This window comes from Corynebacterium tuberculostearicum, assembly GCF_030229345.1.
Taxonomy (GTDB): Bacteria; Actinomycetota; Actinomycetes; order Mycobacteriales; family Mycobacteriaceae; genus Corynebacterium; species Corynebacterium tuberculostearicum_G.
This window is the reverse complement of record NZ_JASPGP010000011.1, coordinates 67925-89615: the sequence shown is the minus strand read 5'-3', so window position 1 is coordinate 89615 and position 21691 is coordinate 67925. Positions and strand designations below refer to the sequence as shown.

General features: G+C 61.4%; 22 protein-coding genes. 9 read left to right on the top strand and 13 right to left on the bottom strand.

From position 1 onward, the window contains the following. Nucleotide 1: 1 nt before the first annotated feature. Nucleotides 2-616 (bottom strand): dTMP kinase, encoded by a 615-nt coding sequence (locus QP884_RS08785; protein ID WP_284821750.1) that lies wholly within the window; start codon nt 614-616, stop codon nt 2-4. A gap of 66 nt (nt 617-682) precedes the next feature. Then, on the bottom strand, nt 683-1036 hold the full coding sequence (locus QP884_RS08780; RefSeq protein WP_034667825.1) for a DUF4259 domain-containing protein: 354 nt from the start codon (nt 1034-1036) through the stop codon (nt 683-685). A 248-nt stretch (nt 1037-1284) separates the two neighbouring features. Here QP884_RS08780 and QP884_RS08775 point away from each other — a divergent pair, with 248 nt between their 5' ends. Next, nucleotides 1285-2073 (top strand): hypothetical protein, encoded by a 789-nt coding sequence (locus QP884_RS08775; protein ID WP_284821749.1) that lies wholly within the window; start codon nt 1285-1287, stop codon nt 2071-2073. Between the two features lie 251 nt (nt 2074-2324). Here the strand turns inward: QP884_RS08775 and manA are convergent, their stop codons facing one another. Next, a complete protein-coding gene (gene manA / locus QP884_RS08770) occupies nt 2325-3554 on the bottom strand; it encodes a mannose-6-phosphate isomerase, class I (protein WP_284821748.1) in 1230 nt (409 codons plus the stop codon). Nucleotides 3555-3560: 6 nt separating this feature from the next. Beyond that, nucleotides 3561-4583 (bottom strand): exopolyphosphatase, encoded by a 1023-nt coding sequence (locus QP884_RS08765; RefSeq protein ID WP_284821746.1) that lies wholly within the window; start codon nt 4581-4583, stop codon nt 3561-3563. Nucleotides 4584-4624: 41 nt separating this feature from the next. Here QP884_RS08765 and cobA point away from each other — a divergent pair, with 41 nt between their 5' ends. After that, nucleotides 4625-5362 carry a uroporphyrinogen-III C-methyltransferase gene (cobA, locus tag QP884_RS08760; RefSeq protein WP_284821745.1) on the top strand — a complete coding sequence of 246 codons (738 nt, stop codon included), beginning with the start codon at nt 4625-4627 and terminating at the stop codon, nt 5360-5362. Nucleotides 5363-5413: 51 nt separating this feature from the next. Here the strand turns inward: cobA and QP884_RS08755 are convergent, their stop codons facing one another. From QP884_RS08755 to QP884_RS08740, 4 genes are read right to left on the bottom strand one after another with little or no spacing between them, the layout of a single operon-like run. Beyond that, nucleotides 5414-6463 carry a sulfite exporter TauE/SafE family protein gene (locus tag QP884_RS08755; protein WP_284821744.1) on the bottom strand — a complete coding sequence of 350 codons (1050 nt, stop codon included), beginning with the start codon at nt 6461-6463 and terminating at the stop codon, nt 5414-5416. After that, nucleotides 6457-7143 (bottom strand): sirohydrochlorin chelatase, encoded by a 687-nt coding sequence (locus QP884_RS08750; RefSeq protein WP_284821742.1) that lies wholly within the window; start codon nt 7141-7143, stop codon nt 6457-6459. The genes QP884_RS08755 and QP884_RS08750 overlap by 7 nt, the downstream gene beginning before the upstream one ends. Nucleotides 7144-7154: 11 nt before the next feature. After that, the gene (locus QP884_RS08745) at nt 7155-7406 is read right to left on the bottom strand and encodes a hypothetical protein (protein ID WP_284821741.1); all 252 of its coding nucleotides are present in this window, start codon (nt 7404-7406) and stop codon (nt 7155-7157) included. After that, a complete protein-coding gene (locus tag QP884_RS08740; protein WP_284821740.1) occupies nt 7403-9079 on the bottom strand; it encodes a nitrite/sulfite reductase in 1677 nt (558 codons plus the stop codon). The genes QP884_RS08745 and QP884_RS08740 overlap by 4 nt, the downstream gene beginning before the upstream one ends. Nucleotides 9080-9332: 253 nt before the next feature. Here QP884_RS08740 and QP884_RS08735 point away from each other — a divergent pair, with 253 nt between their 5' ends. Then, on the top strand, nt 9333-10688 hold the full coding sequence (locus QP884_RS08735; RefSeq protein ID WP_284821739.1) for an FAD-dependent oxidoreductase: 1356 nt from the start codon (nt 9333-9335) through the stop codon (nt 10686-10688). Here QP884_RS08735 and QP884_RS08730 read toward each other — a convergent pair. Next, nucleotides 10685-12052 (bottom strand): phosphomannomutase/phosphoglucomutase, encoded by a 1368-nt coding sequence (locus QP884_RS08730; RefSeq protein ID WP_284821737.1) that lies wholly within the window; start codon nt 12050-12052, stop codon nt 10685-10687. The genes QP884_RS08735 and QP884_RS08730 overlap by 4 nt on opposite strands. Nucleotides 12053-12106: 54 nt before the next feature. Next, nucleotides 12107-12574, bottom strand: a complete 468-nt coding sequence (locus tag QP884_RS08725) for a DUF3499 domain-containing protein (RefSeq protein ID WP_284821735.1) — start codon at nt 12572-12574, stop codon at nt 12107-12109. Between the two features lie 96 nt (nt 12575-12670). Between QP884_RS08725 and QP884_RS08720 the strand changes: the two genes are divergently transcribed. After that, nucleotides 12671-13141, top strand: coding sequence for a metallopeptidase family protein (locus QP884_RS08720; protein ID WP_005322429.1), 471 nt, complete (start codon nt 12671-12673; stop codon nt 13139-13141). An 82-nt stretch (nt 13142-13223) separates the two neighbouring features. On the opposite strand, the gene QP884_RS08715 is transcribed toward QP884_RS08720, so the two are convergent. From QP884_RS08715 to QP884_RS08705, 3 genes are all read right to left on the bottom strand, one after another. After that, entirely contained in the window at nt 13224-13472 is a 249-nt protein-coding gene (locus tag QP884_RS08715; protein ID WP_005528147.1) for a WhiB family transcriptional regulator, read from the bottom strand. 565 nt (nt 13473-14037) lie between these two features. Beyond that, nucleotides 14038-15132, bottom strand: a complete 1095-nt coding sequence (locus QP884_RS08710; RefSeq protein WP_005326610.1) for a sugar phosphate nucleotidyltransferase — start codon at nt 15130-15132, stop codon at nt 14038-14040. Nucleotides 15133-15233: 101 nt separating this feature from the next. Further along, nucleotides 15234-16133 (bottom strand): glycosyltransferase family 2 protein, encoded by a 900-nt coding sequence (locus QP884_RS08705; protein WP_284821734.1) that lies wholly within the window; start codon nt 16131-16133, stop codon nt 15234-15236. A 124-nt stretch (nt 16134-16257) separates the two neighbouring features. Between QP884_RS08705 and QP884_RS08700 the strand changes: the two genes are divergently transcribed. The 5 genes from QP884_RS08700 (at nt 16258) to QP884_RS08680 (ending at nt 21563) form a co-directional block, all read left to right on the top strand. Then, a complete protein-coding gene (locus QP884_RS08700; RefSeq protein ID WP_284821733.1) occupies nt 16258-17889 on the top strand; it encodes an LCP family protein in 1632 nt (543 codons plus the stop codon). A 25-nt stretch (nt 17890-17914) separates the two neighbouring features. Further along, complete coding sequence (locus QP884_RS08695) at nt 17915-18580, top strand: TIGR03089 family protein (protein ID WP_284821732.1); 666 nt, start codon at nt 17915-17917, stop codon at nt 18578-18580. A gap of 42 nt (nt 18581-18622) precedes the next feature. Next, complete coding sequence (locus tag QP884_RS08690; RefSeq protein WP_284821731.1) at nt 18623-19360, top strand: sulfite exporter TauE/SafE family protein; 738 nt, start codon at nt 18623-18625, stop codon at nt 19358-19360. A gap of 502 nt (nt 19361-19862) precedes the next feature. Next, a complete protein-coding gene (locus QP884_RS08685; protein ID WP_284821730.1) occupies nt 19863-21254 on the top strand; it encodes a hypothetical protein in 1392 nt (463 codons plus the stop codon). Between the two features lie 147 nt (nt 21255-21401). Next, nucleotides 21402-21563 (top strand): glycine betaine ABC transporter substrate-binding protein, encoded by a 162-nt coding sequence (locus tag QP884_RS08680; RefSeq protein ID WP_350309250.1) that lies wholly within the window; start codon nt 21402-21404, stop codon nt 21561-21563. The last annotated feature ends 128 nt before the right edge of the window (nt 21564-21691 follow it).

Here is a 21691-nt window from a genome sequence, read left to right as displayed (position 1 = left end):
TTTATTCTCCTACAAGGTCTTTTATCGCTGAAATAATAGTATCCGCATCGGCGGTAGCGATCCAGCGTCCACCCCAGCCCGCATCTGCCAGGCGCCGGTAGGCCGCGGCGGTGCGCTCCTGCAACCCGCCATCGCGTTCGTAGCGGTCGCGTTCCCGGCTGGCGTCTGCCTGGGCTCGTGCCTGCGCTCTTTCCGACGCCACCTCTACCGCAGTATCCAAATACACCTGCAGGTCCGCCTGCGGCAGGCCGAGGGTGCCAAATTCCAGGTCGCGCACCCACTCCATCACCGCATCGTCTTCGAGACGCGCGGCCGAGTACGCCGCATTGGAGGCCACGTAACGATCCAATAGCACTACGGCGTCGGATTCTTTGGCGCGCTGCAGCTGGTCCTTGACGCCATAGCGATCCAACGCGAATAGCGTCGCCATGGCATACGCCGAATCCGTGAGGTCGCCCATCTTTCCGTAGAGCGCCTTCTGCGCTAGCTGCGCGTGAATCGAGTCTGCATAGCGCGGAAAGGCGATAACCTCCACGGGCCGGTCCAACGACTCCTTGAGTGCGGAGACCAACGTATTTTTACCGGCACCGTCGATGCCTTCGATGCTAATCAGCATAGGTGTGGGCTATCTTCCCTTCTGTTATTTTCCCGCGGGGCCGCTGCCGCGGGCAGCAGGTTCGGATTAGGACAGGGCCTCGATGAAAGGCTCGAGGTCATATTCTTCCTCGACGTTTTCGAGCACCTCGAGGGCATTTTCCGTCAAGGTCTCGCTGCCAGAGCCCACCAGTTCCCTAATATAGGGGTAGTCTTCGACGACTTCGCCCGCGCTAAAGGGCGCACCGGCCCAAATGGCAGCAATGGTGGCCGCCGCTTGAGCATTCTGCTCCTCTTCTTCGCTGAGTTTTGGCTTGCTGTGTGCGACCTCGCAGGCATCCTCGACGGCGCGGATTACCCCTTCTTCATCGAGGTTTGCCATCTCATCCAAGAAATCGATGTTGAGGTCCGTGCTGAAAATATTTTCGTCCCAAGTACTCACTTTTTGACTCCTTCGGTGCTTTCAGCGCCATTTATACACGCTTTCTTGGTGAAAGAAAGCAAGCAATGAAAAGGTTTGCATGGCCTTCTACGCCCGTGAACTGCCTTTTTGTTTACTTATCACAGAAACGCGACGCCGTCGCAATGTTTCCTAAACATGATAGCCTCGTTACCAACTTGTTACCGGGGCGCCGTACCGCCCTCCCCATTTGGGCTTAAACGGCCCGCCTCATAGAAAGGACAGCCACGATGAAGCCAGATTCGCGCCGCGTCTACGTGTTCATTGTGGCCGGACTGATCGCCGCGGTCGTCGTCGGAGTCGCCGTCTGGCGCATGAGCTCGCCGAGCGCCAACTATTCCAATGCCGCGGATCAGTCCGCGACCACCTCCGTCTCCCCGACCCACACTGCGGCAGAGGAGACCACCACTTCTTCCACGGACCATTCCCCCTCGAAGAAGCACTCCTCGCGCACCACGAGTTCTACCGCCTCGTCCGGCGATGCCAAGCACCAGCAGCCGCACAACAACGATCCGTTTCTCGCCCCTAATGCGGTAGTGCGCCCACAGGCAGCAACCCAGCCCACCAAGGTCTACCGTCCAGAAAACATCTCCCCGCAGGGCACCGCCTCGCAGGGCAATACCACCACCCAAGGTGGTCAAGGTACCGGCCAGGGCAATCAGCGTCTGACACCCGATTACCCGAGCAACCAGAACGGCTCGCAGTCTACTGGCGCTCCACAGAACAACCGGGGCGGCACCACCCCGCCGGCCACCTCTGGTCCGTCCACTCCACAGCCCTCACCTGAGGCACCTGCCGCGCAAGATAACTCGGGCAAGGCTTCCGACGCACCGGCCCAGGAACCAGCTGGTACGGAGCGACCCGAGGCCGAGAAGGCGGAGCAGGAACAGCTCACCGGCCATGCCGCTGCAGAGCGACCCTCCGCCGATCAGAACCAGGAGCCTACCGACTTGGTGCCAACTAAGCAGGCACCGGCCACGGCCCAGCAGGCTCCGAGGGAAGCGGCGCCTACGCGCTAATTCGGAGCCGGTTCTCGGCGTAGACGAACAAAACAAGCACGTCACCTCGATCCTGAAGGCCCTGAAGGCAGAAATCGGGGAAACGTGCTTGTTTTGCATGTGCTGGAACGCGGAAGCTACTAAGCAGCCACAATGTGCGCCAAGAATTGGGCGGAGCTGGCCACAACGCGGCCGCAATGAAGACTGGAAAGCACGCTTCGCCTAAAACCGGAGGACGGCGGCGAAGCGTGCTGACGTAGACGAAGCGCGGACTAGGCGCGGGCAACGAAGAGGTCGGCGGCGTCGGATTCCGCAGTAGCGGTTACGAGGCCCTCGGAGGCTGGCAGCCAGACGGCCTGGCCTGGGGTCGCGGTGAGGGTCTTGCCCGCAGCATCGGTGAAGGTTACGGAACCTGCGGTGCACAGGGCGATGGTCGGGCCATCGTAATCGAGATCCACAGAAGACGAATCGGTGAGCTCCACTCGGTCCAGCAGGAATTCCTCGATGGGTACCGGGTAGGACCAAGCGGCGGCATCGTGGACATTGTCTTGGGCGGACTTATCTTTTTGTTGCACACGCGGCTCGTCGGCAGCGGCGTACGTCAAGACCTTGACCAGCTCTGGAACGTCCACGAACTTTGGCGTTAGGCCACCGCGCAACACGTTATCGGAGTTCGCCATGATCTCCACGCCGAGTCCGGAGACATAGGCGTGAAGCTGACCTGCGTCTAGGTAGACGGCCTCGCCGGGCGAGAGCTCGATGTGGTTGAGCAACAGTGCGCCCAGCACGCCGATATCGCCTGGGTAGCGCTGGTTGAGATCCAGCACCGTAGACATGACGCGGGACTTCCAATCGGCTGGGTCGGCGGCGATCAGGCGCTCGCCGGCGGCAACAATGGCGGAAATGAGCTCCTTGCGCTTGGCAGACGGAATGGTAATCCACGTGGTGAATAGGACGCGCAGGTTGGCGGACTCGGTGGTTGCCGAGGGGTCGTCGTCAAGCATGGCAACGTAGTGGTCCAGCTCAGGGCACTCAAGGGCGGCAAAAAGCTCGCGGGTGCGCGCCAAGGGGCGGAAGCCGGCCATGGCATAGAAATCCGTGAGCGCGACGATGAGCTCGGGCTTGTGGTTATCGTCCTTGTAATTGCGATTGGACGCGGTGAGCTCGATGCCGGCGGCGTTTTCGCGAGCAAAGCCCTCTTCGGCCTGCGCCTTTGACGGGTGAGCCTGCAAGGACAGCGGCTCCTCGGCCGCAAGCACCTTGAGCAGGAAGGGCAGGCGCTCGCCGTACTCGGCAGAAACGCGGCTGCCTAGCTGCCCTGCCGGATCCTCTGCAATGACCACATTGAGCAGGCGGCCATCCACCGTGGAAGGGTCGCCCGGGTGGGCGCCGAACCACAGCTCGGCGACGGGCTTATCGGCATCGGGCTGCCCCTTGAGGTGTGGGATGAGGGTACGCGAGCCCCAGGAATAGTTGCGGGTAGCGCTGTGCAACAGCTGCATGTGTTTCTATCCTTTAGAAATCTCGTAGGCGGTCGCGGCAAAACTCCGCGTAATAAGCTGCAGTGAGCGGGCAAGATGCCCCAGGCCCGGTTCCGGGTCGATGCTGCGGACTGCAAGCGAGTTGGGCAGGTTCGCCTCTTCCTGCCCCCAGAAAATCACCTTCAAGGGTACCAAAGCGCCCCCGGTACCATCGCCATCAATGAAGGGGTCAAAGAAGAGATCTTCGACCGGGGAACTATCAGAATCCCGGTCGAGCGCGCGGCGCAATTCGGCTGGGTCCACATAAGCGCTCGGCAGGCCGTGTACGGCCCAGATGGTGGCGGCCATGCGGGCCACGAGGGCGTCGAGCTGCACGTGCTCGCGACGCTCCGAATAGGAGTACGGGTCGAGCACGCAGGAGTGGATGATGCGAGCGCCGTCAATAAACTCGCGCAATTGACGGCCCGGATTGGTGGTGTCATCGCGCTCGGGAGAAAGCTGCGCGAGCTCGCGGTCCACGGCCGCGGCGAGGTCCTCAAGGGTCTCCTTCACCGCGGTCGGGCCCTGATAGAGCAGGCAGCACAGCGCATGCAGGGCGGCAATGCTGCGCGCGGGCGAGCTACCCTCGGCCGTCGGCAAGCAAGGTGCGACGAGCGTATCCTCCGGGCAGTCCTCCACCAGCGGGCCCTTGGCCGGACCGATGAGAACCGTGGTAGCGCCGCGCTGGCTGGCAGTAATGAGGGCGCGCGACGCCCAATCACATTCGCCGGGCTCGCCGACGACCACGACCAGGTCCAGCGCCCCCACGTAACGCGGCAGCGATTCGGTCACCACAATCGGGATCCGCAGCGGCTCTGCCAGGCCAACTCCCAGGTGGGCGGCTTGGCGGGCAATCGCATCGGTGGGGATAATGACCAGCGAGCGGGGATTGAGCCCGCTGAGCGCCTCGCCCCAGCGCTCCACTTCTCCGGCCACAAGGCGGATTTGGGCGCCTTCGTGCGCCACATCAAAAAAGCGCACGGTTTCGGCATCATAATTACCGGTATCCATGTGGCCCAAGCATAGTCGGGCGCCCACTAAGATGAAGTCCTATGACTTCCGCACAGATTCATCCCGTAACCCTGATTGGCGGCGGCCCCGGCGCGTGGGACCTCATTACCGTGCGCGGCATGCGTGCCCTACAGGATGCAGAGGTTATTCTTGCCGATCACCTGGGACCTACGGCGCAACTCGATAAGCTGTGTGATATTTCTTCCAAAGAGCTTATTGACGTCTCTAAGCTCCCCTATAAGAAGTCAATCTCGCAGGACAAGATCAACGAGCTGCTCATCGAGCACGCCCGTGCTGGCCGCAAGGTGGCCCGCCTTAAGGGGGGCGATCCCTTCGTCTTTGGGCGCGGCTTTGAAGAGGTGCAAGCGCTGGCGGAAGCGTCTATTCCCACCACGGTCATTCCGGGCGTGACCTCAGCCATTTCCGTTCCCGCGGCCGTCGGAATCCCGGTAACCCAGCGCGGCATTGTCCACGGGTTCACGGTGGTCTCCGGCCACCTGCCGCCCGGCCATGAAAAGTCCTTGGTGGACTGGGCAGCGCTCGCCCGCTCTGGCGCCACGCTCGCGGTCATCATGGGCGTGAAAAATGCCCCGGCGATTGCTAGTGCGCTAATCGACGCCTCCCTCTCCCCCTCCACTCCCTGCGCCATCATCCAAGAGGGCACGCTTTCTACCGAGCGCGCCTATCGCTGCACCTTGGGTACCTTGGCGCAGACGATGGCCGAGCACGAGATCTCCGCGCCGGCGGTCTACGTGATCGGCGAGGTGGCCGGGCTGTAGCACCCCTCGAGGCCTTCAGGGTCCACGAGGCCAAAGGTCGCGGCGGAAGGGCTACGCGCGGTCAGCGGCGGGGCTTTCGGGTGCTTTATCCTGCACGATGGTCACGCCGGACTTGTGCGAACCATGGACTCGGTGGGCGGCAGCGACGCGCTCCGGATAATCCGGGGCATGGAAATCCGCGTGGGCGGCTTCCTCAGCGTTTTCGGCTTCCAATTCCGCCGCACGCGCACGCCTGGTGCGCAACGCGCCACGAATAGTGGCTGCCACGCCAGCCGCGACCACGACAGCGATGACAACCGGGGTAACTGCTGCAGGCACTGCCCAGCCAAAGTACGTCTCGGCACCACCGATGACTTTGCTGATATTCAGGCCCACGATGGCCGTGCCCACCAGTCCGCCGAGCAGCACGGGGTTGATGCGGGAGATAAGCCACGCTGCGATGGGCGCGGTGATAGCGCCACCGATAAGCAGGGCAATGACTGCGGCCAAGTTGGCGACGATATCGTGCCAAAGCCCGACGACAAAGCCTGCGGTAGCGCCGAAGGTCACTAGGAACTCAGCGGCGTTGACCGTGCCGACGATGCGGCGCGGCTGCTCGCGGCCGATGGCCATGAGCGTGGAAGTCGACACCGGGCCCCAGCCGCCACCACCGGTGGAATCGACGAATCCGCCCACAAGACCCAGTCCGGCCAGAAACGGCGTGGAGTGGGTGCGCTTATAGGCGGAGCCACGGCGACGCGGTTGGGAGAAGCGCCAAATGAGGTTGGCGCCGATGCCGACCAAGATGAGTGCGGTCACCGGCGCGGCCGCCGCGGTGGAGATATTCGACAGCAGCGTGGCGCCCAAAAAGGCGGCGATCCCGCCCGGTACGCCGAGTCGGACCACGGTTTTCCAATCCACGTTGCCGAAGCGCGCGTGGCTCAATCCGGAGATGGCCGTGGTACCAAGCTCAGCGGTATGCACGACGGCCGAGGCCTGCGCGGGGCCAAGGCCTGCAAGAAGCAGCATCGTGGTGGACGTGACGCCAAAGCCCATGCCGATTCCGCCGTCCACGAGGTTGGCGGCCGCACCGGCGAGCGCGATGAGGATGAGAGTTAGCATGGCGCGAACACCTCCTGTGCGGCGCGGCGGGCGTGGTGAAAGCGATCTGCGACGAGGCCCGCGAGATCAGTGCCGAGAGGGCGGTCGACGGTGGCGGGAACGCCTGACAGCCGGTCTAGGAGCAGGCCCTCGGTCACGAAGAGCGGGATCACGCGTACGCGAGAGGGGTTTTGATGCTCGCGGCACAGGGACACGATCCCTTCGCGACCACCGCGGGTGGCGAATTCCACCGTCGTGGGCACGCCGGTGAGCGCGAAGGTGCGGTGGGCGAGCTCACGGATGGAATCATTGGCCGCCGGATCGGAGGAACCGACGGAGTAGATGACCACATGGGCATCGCCAGGCCGGGTACGGGAGGCGAGCACGCGGGCGAGGTCCTCGCCGGTGCCGAGCCCTGGAGCGAGGTGGAGGGAAAGGTGGGAGGCTTGGGCGGCGTCGGCAAGCGCGCGTGGGACATCCACGCGCTGGTGGTAGCCCTGGGTAAAAAGCAGAGGAACCACAACAGCCTCGGCCTCCCCTAGCTGGGCGAGCTCGAGCGCCGCCGTGGTGAGGTCGGGCTCGTTGAATTCCAGGTGCGCCGCGCGGGCTGGTCGCAGACCCGCGGCCTGGGTCAAACGCTCAATGCCGGCCGCGGCGCCCGGATGCCGCGAACCGTGGGACAGCGTAATAAGTGCGGGCATGGGGCGCATCCTTAAGCCTGCGGTGCCGTGGAGTGTCCGCGGCGGGCAAGCGAGCGCTTCAATGCCTCGTTGGAGGACACGGCCGGAGCGGGGGCTACCGGGGCATCGTCTTGGCCGTGGAAGCGCACGGAGAAAATCCGCAGGCATTCCTGGCACTTCCAGGCAAAATCATCTTCATCATCTGGGAAGAGGTCGGTGCCGGCGCAATACGGGCAGAAGCTGGGATGGTTGCGGTTGGGGTTGGGCTGGCGGCGAAAATTCACTGCAAGTCCTCCTCCTTGGCACGCAAGACCCAGTGGCGGAATTGCTCGCCTTCTTCGCGCTGCTCTTTGTATTTATTGACCAAGCGAATGACGTACTCGGGCACCTCATCGGCGACGACCTTGTGGCCGCGCAGCTTGCGGCCCCAGTCCGGCGACAGGCCAAGGGCGCCGCCCAGGTGGACCTGGAAGCCTTCGACGCGGTTACCCTCGGAATCGGTAACAATCTGGCCCTTCAGGCCGATGTCCGATACCTGCGAACGCGCACAGGCGTTGGGGCAGCCGTTGAGCGCGATGGAAATCGGCACGTCCAGATCGCCCAAGGTGTCTTCCAGGATGTCTACCAACTCGATGGCGCGGGCCTTGGTGGTCACGTGCGCGAGCTTGCAGAACTCCAGGCCGGTGCAGGAGATAACGCCGCGGCGGAATTCGGACGGCTGGGAGTACAGGCCGGTCTCATCGAGCGCGCGGGAGAGCGCCGGAATGTCTTCTTCCTCTACGTCGAGGAAGAGCAATTCCTTCATCGGAGTGGTGCGGATGCGGCTGATGCCGAACTTTTCGGCCACGTCCGCAATGGCGATGAGCTGCTCGCCGGTGGCATGTCCCACGGTGGGCTTTACGCCAACGTAGAACTTACCGTCTTTCTGGCGGTGCACGCCCAAGTGATCGCGAGAGCCAGGCTCTACCTCTAGCGGAATGCCATCCAGCAGCGGCTTGTCTAGGTATTCTTCCTCCAGCACTTGGCGGAACTTTTCGATGCCCCACTTGGCTACCAAGAACTTCAGGCGGGCACGATTGCGATTGCGGCGGAAGCCGTAGTCACGGAAGATGCCGACCACCCCGGCCCAGACCTCCGGCACGCGCTCTAGGGGAACCCAGGCGCCGAGGGACTGCGAGAGCATCGGGTTGGTGGACAGGCCGCCGCCGACGAAGCAGTCGAATCCCGGGCCGTACTCGGGGTGGTTCACGCCCACGAAAGCAACGTCTTGAATCTCGTGTGTGACGTCCTGGCGGGAGTTGCCGGAGATAGCGGTCTTGAATTTGCGCGGCAGGTTATGGAATTCTTCGCGCGGCAGGTAATTATTCTTAATCTCTTCGATGGCTGGGGTGGCATCGATAATCTCGTCCTCGGCCACACCTGCAACCGGAGAGCCCAAGATAACGCGCGGCACATCGCCGCAGCCCATCAGCGTGCTCAGCCCCACTGACTCGAGCTTGTCCCAAATGGTGGGCACATCCTCGATTTGAATCCAGTGCAGCTGGATATTCTGGCGGTCCGTAAAGTCCGCCGTGGAGCGGGCATAATCGCGCGAGATCTCACCGACGGCGCGCAGCTTGGCAGGATCGGCACGGCCGCCGTCGAAGCGCACGCGCATCATGAAGTACTCGTCTTGCAGCTCGGCGTTGGACAGCTTGGAGGTCATCTCGCCGCCCAAGTTCTGGTTGCGCTGAGTATAAAGGCCCAGCCACTTGAAGCGAGGGGCTAGGTCATCGGCTGGGATAGAGGAAAATCCCTGCTTGGAGTAGATATCGATGACGCGCTGCTTGGCAGAAAGCCCGCCGTCTTCCTGCTTAATTACCTCATCGTTATTGAGGGGCTCGGTGCCGTCAATCTTCCATTGGCCTTCGGGCTTTTTGGCGCGGGACGTGCGCTTGGTATTAGTCGCGGTGGTCATGGTGTAGATCTCAACCTGCCTTTCCAAAGTATTGAAAGACAACGTACCCGTCTAAAATGAGCAGACAAAGCGGTCTTTTTTATTTTCAAGTAAAAAATCGCCCTGAACTGCATGAAAGAAAGACTATTTTTAGAATCTAATTCAACGCCTTGCCGCAACCTAGACTAAACGGTTCAATTGCCAGAAAGATAAGCCACAAAAAATGAACCTAGCGGTCTAGACCCCGCGATAGAGAGAAAGGCATTCACTCAGCATGAATCAGCCCTTGAAGGTAGCCGTCATCGGTGCTGGCCCGGCCGGCATTTACGCCTCCGATATCCTGGTGAAAAAGACCGGCGGCGAGGTACAGATTGACCTCATCGAGCAGATGCCCGCGCCCTTCGGCCTCATCCGCTACGGCGTGGCGCCGGACCATCCGCGCATTAAGGGCATCATCAAGTCTCTGCACCGCGTGCTCGATACCGAGCAGATTCGCCTGTTGACCAACGTGCACATCGGCCGTGACATCACCGTCGACGAGCTGCAGCAGCACTACGATGCCGTGGTCTTTGCCACCGGCGCCGTGGGCGACCGCCACCGCGAAATCCCTGGCGCAGACTTGGACGGCGTGCATGGCGCCGGAGAGTTCGTGGGCTTCTACGATGGCAACCCGCGCTTCGAGCGCGACTGGGACCTGTCCGCCAAGGAGGTGGCGGTCATTGGCGTGGGCAATGTGGGCCTGGACGTCTCCCGTATCTTGGCCAAGACCGGCGATGAGCTCAAGGTCACCGAGATCCCCGATAATGTCTACGAGTCCCTGGCCAAGAACCAGGCAGAGACGGTGCGCGTTTTCGGCCGCCGCGGCCCGGCGCAGGCCAAGTTCACCCCGCAGGAACTCAAGGAACTGGACCATTCCGAGTCCATTGATGTTGTGGTCTCCCCCGAGGACATCGACTATGACGAGGCCTCGCTAGCCGCGCGCCAGGAGAGCAAGTCCACCGACTTGGTGTGCCAAGTGCTCGAGCAGTATGCCATCCGCGATCCTAAGGAGGCGCCACACACCCTGCAGATCCACCTCTTTGAGCAGCCGGTAGAGATTTTGGGCGAGGACGGCAAGGTCAGCGGCATCAAGACCGAGCGCACCGCCCTTAACGGCGATGGCAGCGTGCACGGCACTGGCAAATTCACCGAATGGCCCGTGCAGGCGGTCTACTTCGCCACCGGTTACCGCTCCGATGCGGTCGATGGCGTGCCCTTTAACCAGGACAAAAACGTCATCAATAACGATGGCGGCCATGTCATCGATGCGGCCGGCGCGGTGGTGCCGGGCCTCTACACCACCGGGTGGATTAAGCGCGGCCCGGTGGGCCTGATTGGCAATACCAAGTCCGATGCCACGGAGACGATTGGCATGCTGCTTGCCGACGCCGCCTCTGGCGCCCTCCCCTCCCCCTCCAGCGCCGCGGACATCACCGAGGTCTTTGCCGAGCGCGGTATCGACTACCTGACGTGGCAGGATTGGCAGCGCTTGGACGCGGCCGAGCGCGCCCTAGGCGAGCGCGAGGGCCGCGAGCGTAAGAAGTTTGTGGAGTGGGAGGACATGGTCTCCCACTCGCGCGCCGAGGTTTAGCGGCGAATGATGGCAAGGACCTCGTCGACGATGGACTGCACCTCGTCGGCGGTCTTTGCCTCTACGTTGAGGCGCAGCAGCGGCTCCGTATTGGACGCGCGCACGTTGAACCATGCCTCGGTTCCCTTGAGCTCTACGGTCACGCCATCGAGCTCATCGACGGACTCAATCTTATCCGTCAGCTCATCCAGCACCGCTTGGGTAGCGGCCTTCTGGTCCTCCACGGTGGAGTTGATCTCACCGGAGGCCTCGTAGCGGGAGTATTCCGCCATGAGCTCGCTCAGCGGCTTATCGGACTGGCCCAGAGCGGCCAGCACGTGCATCGCAGCAAGCATGCCGGAATCGGCGTTCCAGAATTCCTGGAAGTAGTAGTGCGCGGAGTGCTCGCCACCGAAGGCGGCCTGGTGCTCGGCCATCTGGGCCTTGATGAAGGAGTGGCCCACGCGGGTGCGCACCGGGGTGCCGCCCTTTTCCTTAATGAGCTCCGGCACGGTCTTGGAGGTAATCAGGTTGTGAATGATGGTAGCGCCGGGGAACTTCTCCAGGTAGCGCTCAGCCACCAGCGCACAGATGGCAGACGGAGAAACCGGCTGGCCCTTTTCATCCACCACGAAGCAGCGGTCCGCATCGCCATCGAAGGCCAAACCAATATCAGCCTTCTGATCCACGGTGAACTTCTGCAGATCCACCAGGTTCTTTGGATCCAAGGGGTTCGCCTCGTGGTTCGGGAAAGTGCCATCGAGCTCGAAGTACAAATCGCGGACGTCGAAAGGCAAGCCATTGAAGACGGCCGGCACGGTGTGGCCACCCATGCCGTTGGCGGCATCGACAGCCACGACGAGCGGCTTGGAATCCTCCAGCGGTACCAGCTTGCGCAGGAAGTCGGCGTAGCCGGCCAGAATCTCCTGCTCGGCAATTGCGCCCTCGGTGCCGGTGAACTCCGGGGTGCCGTCGATAAGCATCTGCTTAATCTGCTCCAAGCCGGTCTCCTGGCCCACCGGTACCGCGCCGGCGCGGCAGAGTTTAATGCCGTTGTACTTGGCTGGGTTATGGGAGGCGGTAAACATAGCGCCCGCACACTCCAGGGAACCGGCGGCGTAGTAGAGCTCGTCGGTAGAGGTTAGCCCCAGCAGGGTCACGTTGAGGCCCTGCGAGGTCACACCCTCAGCAAAAGCGCGCGCCAGAGACGGCGAGGACGGGCGCATATCGTGGCCGACAGCCACGGTATTTTCGCCTTCTTCCCGCAGGATGGCGGCAAACGCGGCGCCCGTATCGCGCACGAAGTTCTCATCGATATCTTCGCCCACCACGCCACGGACGTCATAGGCCTTAATTACTGCATCAAGATGCTCACGAGTTCGCATAACCTGCAATAGTACCCCCGCCCGCTGGGAAACTACCGCACCACGGGGTTCGTGTCAGTCCTGTTCCGGCTCCGCGGGCGCCGATTCATCGGGCACGACCGAAAGGTGGGCGCGGCGCGCCTTTTTGGCATAAGCCACGCGACGGGTGCGAAAGACCGGGTGATTCGAATTGGCAGGGTCCGCCCCATCAAAGGTGGCGGAGTAGTCGATTGGGTCGGCACCGGAGCCGGCGCTGCGGTCATCGACCAAGCCAGTGGTCACGCGGCCGTCTTCCTTGACCGCCTCCGCCAAGGCCATCAGGTCATCTTCTTCGTCCAGCTCAATGCGGTCCACGCGCACCAGTTCCCAGCCCACTGGGGCGGAGATGCGGTCACGGTGGGTGGCACACAGATCCCAGCTGTGTGGGTTCTCCTCTTCCGCCAGCGGTCCGACGACGGCCGTCTGGTCCGCGTAAGCGTAGGTCAATGTCGCCACGGCGGGGCGGCCGCAGCCTGGGCGGGAGCAATGGCGAGAAATAGTCACAGCGCATAAGTCTAAACCCTTGGTTGAGATTTAGATAGTCCTCGCCCCGGCGTGGCTCCGCTAAATGCAGCCCACCAGCGCCTTAGAATCAGGGTCATGACCGCCGCTCGCCCGCATATCCGCCCCGCCCGCGACCGCCACGGCCACGGCATGCGCGGACCTCTCCTCCCCCAGCAGACCCCGCGCTACCGCAGCGCGCGCGAGCACTTCGACATGGCCGTGCTAGAGGCCTATGCCCCCATCCAAAACGCCTTCGCGCCACAATTGCGGGGCCTCGACTTGGCCGTAGACACCATCCCGCGCATGCGACTTTCGCCCGATATGACCGTGCTACCGGATGAGATTATCGCCGATGGCCCAGTTCCCCTCGGCCGCGTGGTTCCTGCCGGCGTAGATTCCGAGGGCCAGCCCACCCGCGCACGCTTGGTCATCTTCCGCATGCCCATTGAGCAACGTGCTTCTACCCCGTCCGAGCGCTCCGAGCTCCTAGGCACCGTTATTACCGCGCTGGTGGCCAACTACCTCAACTTGGATCCAGAAGAAGTGGACCCGCGCTATAGCTGGTAGCCCCCACGGTAAGTTTCGCGGCAGCAGAAAAGCCCCTGGCCGCACATTGCGTGTTAGCCAGGGGCCTTACTGGACACCTTAATTATCCAATCTCGCGCTTGAGGCGGCGGCGCTCACGGTCCGATAGCCCGCCCCAAATACCGAAGCGCTCATCGTGCTCCAGCGCGTACTCCAAGCATTCATCGCGTACCGCACAGGCCTGGCAGATGCGCTTGGCCTCACGGGTAGAGCCTCCCTTTTCAGGGAAGAATGCTTCAGGGTCGGTCTGCGCGCACAGCGCCTGGTCCTGCCACTCCTGCTCGACGGCACCGAAGAGTTCATCGAGCGACATCTCTGCAGCAGCACCGCCACGGAGAATGGCGTTGTTATTAGCCATTTTGTCCACGCCTTTTCCTTTCTCCGAGGTTGGGTAATTCTCATCAGTGCGACCGACTGTACACCACATTCCCCTTGGGTAACCCCGCCGGGATGGTGTGGGAGTAACGGCGCCGGCCGCTGTTTCTTTCACTGATGTAATTTCACACCGGATCACTAAATATCGTCAACCCGAATTGGCGGCTTCTTCGCGCTTTCCGGCAAAAACGCAGCACACGATCCCCATCTGTCACATCTGTAACAACTGATCCCCTATGGGGGTGTAGGTAGGGGGTACTACATGTAGTGGTGTCCCGTTTTTCTGTCAACAATTTTCAGGAAATTCCGGCGTGTCGCGCGCACAACGCCGCAAAGAAGGGATCCACGCCCTCCACGCTCGCACTAATTCCGCACCATGCCGGCCGGTGCGGGCAGGTGGGCACGGTGGCCCCATAAAAGAAAGGCCGAACCGAGGCTCTAATTTCCTCAGTTCGGCCTATGTCAGCTGGACCTAGTGCAGTGCCCAGACCACGGCGCAAGCGTTAAGCATCGGAGCTAAAACGCACGCCGGCATCGGGGATGGAAACGCCGGGGAAGACACGCATGCCGTCGAGAAGCTCGCAGCGTGCGCCAATGTGGGCGCCTTCACCAATGACGCAGTTCTCAATGACCGCGTTGGCGCCAATGTGGGCGCCGGAGGCAATGATCGAGTTGTGGATGATGGCGCCTGGCTCAATGCGCACGCCGTCGAAGACAACGGTGCCCTCCAGGCGGGAACCTGCGCCTACCTCGGAGCCACGGCCCACGGCGGTACCGGACAGCAGCAGCACGCCACCGGCGATGCCGGCAGAGGGATCCACCAGGGATTCACCAGTCTTGCCTTCAATCAGCGGGGACGGCGCGATGCCGCGTACCAAGTCGGAGGAACCACGGGTGAAGTCATCCGGGCGGCCCATATCGCGCCAGTAGGAATTGTCTACGTGGCCTACAACCAGGCGGCCTTCCTCCAGGAGCCCTGGGAAGGTTTCGCGTTCTACGGAAACAACGCGGTTGGCCGGGATGGACTCGATGACGGAACGCTTGAATACATAGCAACCGGCGTTGATCTGGTTGGTTGGCGGATCCTCGGTCTTTTCTAGGAACGCGGTTACTCGGCCGTTGGAGTCGGTGGGCACGCAACCAAACGCACGCGGGTCAGCCACGTTGAGCAGGTGCATGGTGACATCGGCGTCCTTGTCATGGTGTGTGGTGAGGATGCCTTCCAGATCCATGCCGGAGAGCACGTCGCCATTGAAGACCATGACCGTGTCATTGCGCAGCTTGTCGTAGACGTTGCGGATGCCGCCGCCGGTGCCCAGCGCAGTCTCTTCCACCACGTACTCGATCTCCAGGCCCAGCTCGGAGCCATCACCGAAGTACTCCTCAAAGACCTCGGCCTTATAGGAGGTAGACATGACGACGTGCTCGATGCCGGCGGCCTTGATGCGGGCGAGCAGGTGCTGCAGGAACGGGTAGTTTGCCGTCGGCAGCATCGGCTTCGGCGTGCCAATGGTTAGTGGGCGCAGGCGGGTGCCGCGGCCGCCGACGAGAATCACTGCATCCGTGCTGGCACCGTGGGTGGTGGCTGCTTCAGTCATAGTCTTCCTTATGTATGCGGACAGTTTTATTCTGTGATTTTCTGAGGGACAGTGTAGAGCGTATGGCGCGCAATCCAGGTCAACGGCACGCGCACCGGGCCTTAAGAACGTGCCGAGGCTGAGGCAATCAGCCCGCGGACTCGCAGCCCCAGCCACAACGCGCCGCGCAGCGGGGCCTGCCACCATGCGGGGTGGCGGTCTGCCTGAAAGCGATAGGCGGAGTTGTGGTGGGCGCGCAGCATCGCGCCGGCGTGCGCTTGGGTGGAATGCCCCTTAGCGTGGCTGATGACGGCCTCCGGGCAGAAGATGTTCTGGTAGCCGGCGCGCGTGAAGCGATCTCCTAGATCCACGTCTTCGAGGTACATGAAATAGCGCTCATCAAACCCGCCGATGGTTTCGAAGGCCTCCCAGCGCACAAGAAGGCAGGAACCGGATAACCATCCGGCCGGGCGCTGGGCGGTCATATCGGCTTCATCGCGGTAAGCGCGCGACCATGGATTGGAGGGCCAGATCGAAGAAAAGAGTGCGTGCCCAATGCCGGTCGCCACGGTGGGCACGGCGCGGGCCGAGGGATAATTGCTGCCATCCGGTTCCACGATGCGCGGGCCCACGGCCGCAGCATCCGGCCACTGGCGAGCGCACTCGATGAGCCGGTCAATAGATCCCGGGGTAAAGGTGACATCGGGATTAGAGATAAGGAAAAATTCCTCATCCACGCCACCGCGCTCGCGGGCGAAGCGGGCACCCGCATTCATGCCAGCGCCGTAGCCGATATTTCCGCCGGTATCGAGAAAGTCCACCTCAGCGCGCTCGCGGGCAGCGGCCTCGGGCACGCCGTCGGTGGAGCCATTATCCGCAAGCACGACCTTGGTGCCGCGAGCGCAGGCGCCCTGCAGGGAGTCCAAAAAACTACCGAGGTACTCGCCGGGACTATAGGTCACGGTGATCACGGCCAGCGGGGATTGATTTGGTGTAGTCACAATGGCCCCGAGCTTAGTCACTGGCGCTCCTCGCACGGGGCAGGGACACTACCCGAACACGCGAAATCGGACACGGATCACTAATTTTTGCCCGTTCTGCCCTAAACTGTCTCCAGATCCCCACCAATCTAGAAAGCCTCCACTTGTGACTTCTGAGAACACTCGCCGGGCGCGCACCATCCAGCCGGCGCCCTCTGCCGCTAGTGCGGTAAAGCAAAAAGGTTCCACGGCCATCAAGGCGGTCGTGGCACTCCTGTCTGCCTTGATCCTGGTGGTATCTGGCGTGGGTTATGCCACCGTGGGCCGGCTGGATAATGGCATGTCTTCGGCCACGGACTTGTCCCTGGACGGCCAGGGCTTGTCGGGTAACTCGCTCGATGGCGCAGTGGATATCTTGCTGGTGGGCAAGGATTCGCGTACCGACGCCAAAGGCGATCCCCTCTCTGAGAAGGAATTGGCGGACCTGCACGCCGGCGTGGCCGATGGTGAGGAAAATACCGACACCATGATGCTCATCCGCGTTCCGGAGGACGGTTCCCGCGCTACCGCCGTATCCATTCCGCGCGATACCTATGTCAAGGATCCGGACTACGGCAATATGAAGATGAATGCTGTCTTCGCCTCCCATAAGAACGCCAAGGTGGAAGAGCTCGAGCAGGAAAATGCCGAGGCGGAGGCTAAGGGTAAAAAGAAGCCGCACTCGGATAAGGACATCGAAAAGCAGGGCGTCGAAGCCGGCCGCGAAGGATTGCTGGCCATGGTGCGCACCTTGACTGGTGTGTCCATCGATCATTACGCGGAGGTGGGCCTGTTGGGCTTTACCCTGCTGACTGACGCCGTCGATGGCGTAGATGTCTGCCTCAACGATGATGTTGATGATGACATGTCTGGCGCTAAGTTCAGCAAGGGCAAGCAGACCCTCGACGGCGCCAAGGCCCTGGCTTTCGTGCGCCAGCGCTATAACCTCCCGCGCGGCGACCTCGACCGCATCGTGCGCCAGCAGGCCTACATGGCGTCCCTGGTCAATAAGATCCTGGACAATGACACCCTGGCTAATCCGTCCAAGCTGTCTAAGATTGCCAAGGCGGTAGAGCGCTCCGTAGTCATCGATGAGGGCTGGGACATCATGGGCTTTGTCACCCAGCTAGCCGGTCTGGCCGGCGGCAATGTCACCTTCACTACTATCCCGGTAACCTCCATCGACGGCCAGGGCGATTATGGCGAGTCCATCGTCACCATCGATGCCGCCGAGGTCCACCGCTTCATGGATGACCTGGCCAAGACCCACGATGAGGCCACCGATGAGTCCAAGGCCGAGGATAAGGACAAGCAGGACAAGGCGGAGAAGGACAAGGACGTCGATCCGAATATCAATATTCACGTCCTCAACGCCGGCAATATTGATGGTTTGGCCTCCGGCATCGGCTCCTGGCTGGAGGGCAAGGGCTACACGGTGGAGCGCTCCGCCAATGCGCAGCCGGGCATCTACAGCGAGTCGCAGGTCGTCGCCGCCGATCCATCGAGCAAGGAAGCTAAGGCCCTGGCCAAGAAGCTGGGTGGGCTGCCGGTGGCAGAGAATCCGCAGCTCGATGATGACACCCTCATCGTGGTTGCTACCGATGACTACCAGGGACCTTCCGATGAAGAGGCCAGCGCCCAGCAGCCGGAGGAAGATAAGTCCAGCCAGCCGGTTGGCACCCCGGGCAATGACTTCGGTACCGCCAAGGTTTCCCCGGAGATTGACGCCGGCGGCGACGGCCCGCGCTGCGTGAACTAGCACTTCTCCCCTACGATGGGCGGGTATGGAACTACTCGCCCATCTTTTGCGTGCCGACGCCGCCTCCCCGCGGCTTACCGTATATAACGAGGCCACCGGCGCGCGCATGGATTTTTCCGCGCAAACGCTCGACAATTGGGTGGCCAAGATCGCCAATATGCTGGAAGAAGAGCTCGACCTAGAGGCGGATTCCACCATCGCCATCGATCTTCCTTCCTCGTGGCAGGCGGCCGTTGTGGCCTTGGGCGCGCTCGCCTCTGGCCCTTCCTATAACTTTGGCGAGTCTGCCGCGCTTGCCGACGTCGTCTTCACCTCCCCTTCCCGCTACTCGGCCGCCCACGAGCGCCAGCCGCAGGCTGACATTGTGCTCATTAGCGAGGACCCCTTTGGCCGCGGCGTCGTAGAGTCCGGCGGGGAACTGCCCACCGGCGCCATCGATTTTGGCCCCACCGTGCGCTTCTACGGTGATCAGTACTTCGGCGAAACCCAACCGCTGCCCCAGCTTGTCGATGCCCCCGCATCCGCCGAGCGCCTGCTTTCTACCGGTTGGTCCGATAATGAGTCTTTCTCCCGCGCCGTGCTCGAGCCCCTAGCCGCTGGCGGTTCCGCGGTCATCGTTGCCGGCATGTGCCCGGCCGAGCGCTTAGAGGAAATCGCCGCCAATGAGAAGGCCACCGCCCGCCTCTCATAGTTTCAGAATGCAGCCTGATCCCGGTTACACTTAGCCCTCGTTATGTTTCTGGGAATCTCTGTGGACGCATGGTCCTCTATCTTCATCGGCGTCCTCATCCTCGCCGGCACCATTACTCAGGGCACCATCGGCTTTGGCTTAGGCACCATTGCCACGCCCATTATCGCGCTCATTCGACCTGAGCTCGTGCCCACGCTCATTCTGCTGCTGGCACTGTGCATTTCCAGCTATACGCTCGCGCGCACATTCCGCGAGACGTCGTGGCGCGTTGTGGGCATTTCCTCCCTCGCCCGCATTCCCGGTTCCCTGGTGGGCGCGTGGGCCATCGCTAGCCTCTCTCCCGATGGGCTGTCCATCTTCATCGGTTCCGCCGTGCTCCTTGCTATGACGCTATCCAGCTTGGGCTGGAGCCCGCGCCCTACCACCGCCAACACGCTCATCGCCGGCGTAGCCTCCGGCATCCTGGGCACCTCGACCTCCATCGGCGGACCGCCCATGGCGCTCATCATGAAGCGCTTCGACCCAAACCGCACCCGCGGCACCTTGGCGGGCACCTTTGTCCTTGGAACCTTAATTTCTCTTATAATTCTGGCGTTTAATGGGCAGATCACCAGCACTCAGGTGACCGCAGCGGCGGCCTACTTCCCCCTTGTTGTCGTGGGTCTCATTGCCGCCAACTACCTCAATCGTTTTATAGATAGGCACCTCCTCAACCGCATCGTCATCATCGTGGCCATCTGCGCGGCGCTCATGCTTATTGCCGAAGCCGCCCTTTTCTAGCCCTACTCGCTGCCCCTCAGCGGAAGGCCCCAGCAGGTTCCTGTTGCGAAACACACCGACGTCTGCCACGTAAACGCCTATAACTTATGTCACGTAACATTCACGCTCAGGTATTTTATAACCCCTTTCCACCCGCTTAAATGCAGCGTACGGCGCATATTGTGACATGTCCACAACTTTCCAACAGGGTTCCAAACCGCCTCCAGCAACTGCCTAAATACCCCCATATAGGGGGCCGCTAAATTCACCCTGAAACGCTATTGTATAGACAACTATCCATCAATATTTTTTCACGCACCATCAGCTACCTAGTGGGAATAAACCCCAATAAACAGATTGGTCTATATAAACAATACCCACCCTCCTCTCCGGTAAATATATAGACATCTAAGAGATGAATTAATTCTGAGCCTGTTTTAGCGTTCTCTTAGCGCAACATTGTGAGTTGCTGGATTTCATTCATAAGTTCATTCATTTTCTACCTGCCTAGGAGAAGTTCTAAATGTCGATTCGTCGTCGCATGACCGGCCTGACCGCCGGCCTCATCGTCGCCGGCACCGCATTCGCGGCACCGCTGGCTGGCGCAGCTACCCAGACCGAGTCCTACCCGGAGACCCCGGCCCTGAACCCGGATCTGCCAATCATCCACACCACCCACGGTTCCGACCACATGAAGGCGAACATCTTGAACCCTCGCCCGGTTTGTAACCCGTGGGAGGACCACCGCACCGTGGTCTACAAGGTTTCCGATCGCTTCCTGCCGGCCGGCACCATCTCCACCACCAACCAGACCAAGAAGGACATCCCGCTGCAGCAGGATCTGTCCAAGTCTCAGTCCATCTCCCTTTCCGTCAACGGTGACCGCACCGAGACCACGTCCATGAACTTGGGCGGCAAGGGCTCCGGCAAGAAGGGTGAGGGCTCCTTCGGTATCTCCCACGAGATCGCTACCAAGATTGGCGCTAGCGCTTCCTACTCCCTGTCCTGGGATGCTGGCCAGTCCATCGGACCATACGATGTTCCGCCAAACCACACCGGTGAAGCTACCTACGGCTTCCGCGTGCTGAACATGACCGGTACCCAGCAGTACTGCAAGCCGAACGGCACCTGGTCCACCCCGACCGCATGGAACGCAATGCAGCCGGTAAAGAACGAAGTTCGCGTCAAGCTGTACGACAAGCTGTCTGACTCCTACGCTCCTAACAAGGACGCTCAGAACACCACCGACGTCAACGACCCGAAGGTTGTTGAAGAGGACAAGAACCTCGAGGCTGATGCAGAGGTAATCAAGGACTCCGAGGGCAACGCCAAGGAAGCAACCGAGAAGGTCTCCGAGGCAGAGGGCAAGAACGAAGAGGCTGCTGACAAGAAGAAGCAGGAAGAGGTTGATGCCAAGGAGGACAAGAAGGACTCCAAGCACAAGCTCGACCTCGAGCCTTACCTGACCGTTTCCGGCGCTAAGCACGCTGGCTTCGCAGGCACCGTTGCTCTGCGCGCTAAGAACGTTGGCTCCGAGCGCTACTACGGCGAGTTCCCAGCTACCCAGTTCCGCGTTGACGTGAAGACCGCTAAGGGCCCGAAGGGCGTTGACCGCCTCATCACCCCGCGTTCCTCCAACGGCGCTCACATCCGTGACCTGGGCTTCAACGAGAAGACCTCCACCCGCTCCTTCGAGGTAACCCTGGCTAACCCGATTAACGCTGGCGAAGAGGCTCGCATCGCAAACCTGGACTTCGGCGATGGCAACACCAAGGAAGGCCGCATCATCAACAACATCGAGGTAACCCAGACCTCCCGCATCAAGGGTGATGACTCCAAGCACAACGACCAGAACGTTGACTCCCGCGAGCACACCATGAAGGACACCGGCAAGAAGGCTGAGGGCCTGTTCTAAGAACTCCCCACTTCTGTCCTAGGGACACAGTTTCCTAGCCAGTCACTTCAAAAGGCCGCTGCACCATCAAACGGTGCAGCGGCCTTCCTTCATGTTCCCCCTCCCCATACACGTCATCACTCCGCTCCAGATGCTCCCACCGAGACCCTGGACGAGCACCCAGAAATTGCAGAGCTCTTCGCTCCCCTTTCGCAGTTGCTTACCGACGAAAAGATGCAGGAACTCAACGCCCGCGTCGACGTCGATGGCGAGGACTACACCACCGTGGCGCTGGACTTCTTGAAGGAAGAAAACCTGATAGCGGACTAGCTGCGGCACCTTAACAAGATTCCCAAAGACCGCTGCACCACCCTCGGTGCGGCGGTCTTTAACATTTATTTAACTTAGATCACAAATTTGCTTTCGTTCGCCAAAACCTTCAGATAGATTGTGTATGT

Bases quoted from the DNA above. Each gene is read 5' to 3' on its own strand.
- QP884_RS08785 (WP_284821750.1), bottom strand. From the start codon at position 616: ATGCTGATTAGCATCGAAGGCATCGACGGTGCCGGTAAAAATACGTTG.
- QP884_RS08775 (WP_284821749.1), top strand. From the start codon at position 1,285: ATGAAGCCAGATTCGCGCCGCGTCTACGTGTTCATTGTGGCCGGACTG.
- manA (WP_284821748.1), bottom strand. From the start codon at position 3,554: ATGCAGCTGTTGCACAGCGCTACCCGCAACTATTCCTGGGGCTCGCGT.
- QP884_RS08765 (WP_284821746.1), bottom strand. From the start codon at position 4,583: ATGGATACCGGTAATTATGATGCCGAAACCGTGCGCTTTTTTGATGTG.
- cobA (WP_284821745.1), top strand. From the start codon at position 4,625: ATGACTTCCGCACAGATTCATCCCGTAACCCTGATTGGCGGCGGCCCC.
- QP884_RS08755 (WP_284821744.1), bottom strand. From the start codon at position 6,463: ATGCTAACTCTCATCCTCATCGCGCTCGCCGGTGCGGCCGCCAACCTC.
- QP884_RS08750 (WP_284821742.1), bottom strand. From the start codon at position 7,143: ATGCCCGCACTTATTACGCTGTCCCACGGTTCGCGGCATCCGGGCGCC.
- QP884_RS08740 (WP_284821740.1), bottom strand. From the start codon at position 9,079: ATGACCACCGCGACTAATACCAAGCGCACGTCCCGCGCCAAAAAGCCC.
- QP884_RS08735 (WP_284821739.1), top strand. From the start codon at position 9,333: ATGAATCAGCCCTTGAAGGTAGCCGTCATCGGTGCTGGCCCGGCCGGC.
- QP884_RS08730 (WP_284821737.1), bottom strand. From the start codon at position 12,052: ATGCGAACTCGTGAGCATCTTGATGCAGTAATTAAGGCCTATGACGTC.
- QP884_RS08720 (WP_005322429.1), top strand. From the start codon at position 12,671: ATGACCGCCGCTCGCCCGCATATCCGCCCCGCCCGCGACCGCCACGGC.
- QP884_RS08715 (WP_005528147.1), bottom strand. From the start codon at position 13,472: ATGTCGCTCGATGAACTCTTCGGTGCCGTCGAGCAGGAGTGGCAGGAC.
- QP884_RS08710 (WP_005326610.1), bottom strand. From the start codon at position 15,132: ATGACTGAAGCAGCCACCACCCACGGTGCCAGCACGGATGCAGTGATT.
- QP884_RS08695 (WP_284821732.1), top strand. From the start codon at position 17,915: ATGGAACTACTCGCCCATCTTTTGCGTGCCGACGCCGCCTCCCCGCGG.
- QP884_RS08690 (WP_284821731.1), top strand. From the start codon at position 18,623: ATGTTTCTGGGAATCTCTGTGGACGCATGGTCCTCTATCTTCATCGGC.
- QP884_RS08685 (WP_284821730.1), top strand. From the start codon at position 19,863: ATGTCGATTCGTCGTCGCATGACCGGCCTGACCGCCGGCCTCATCGTC.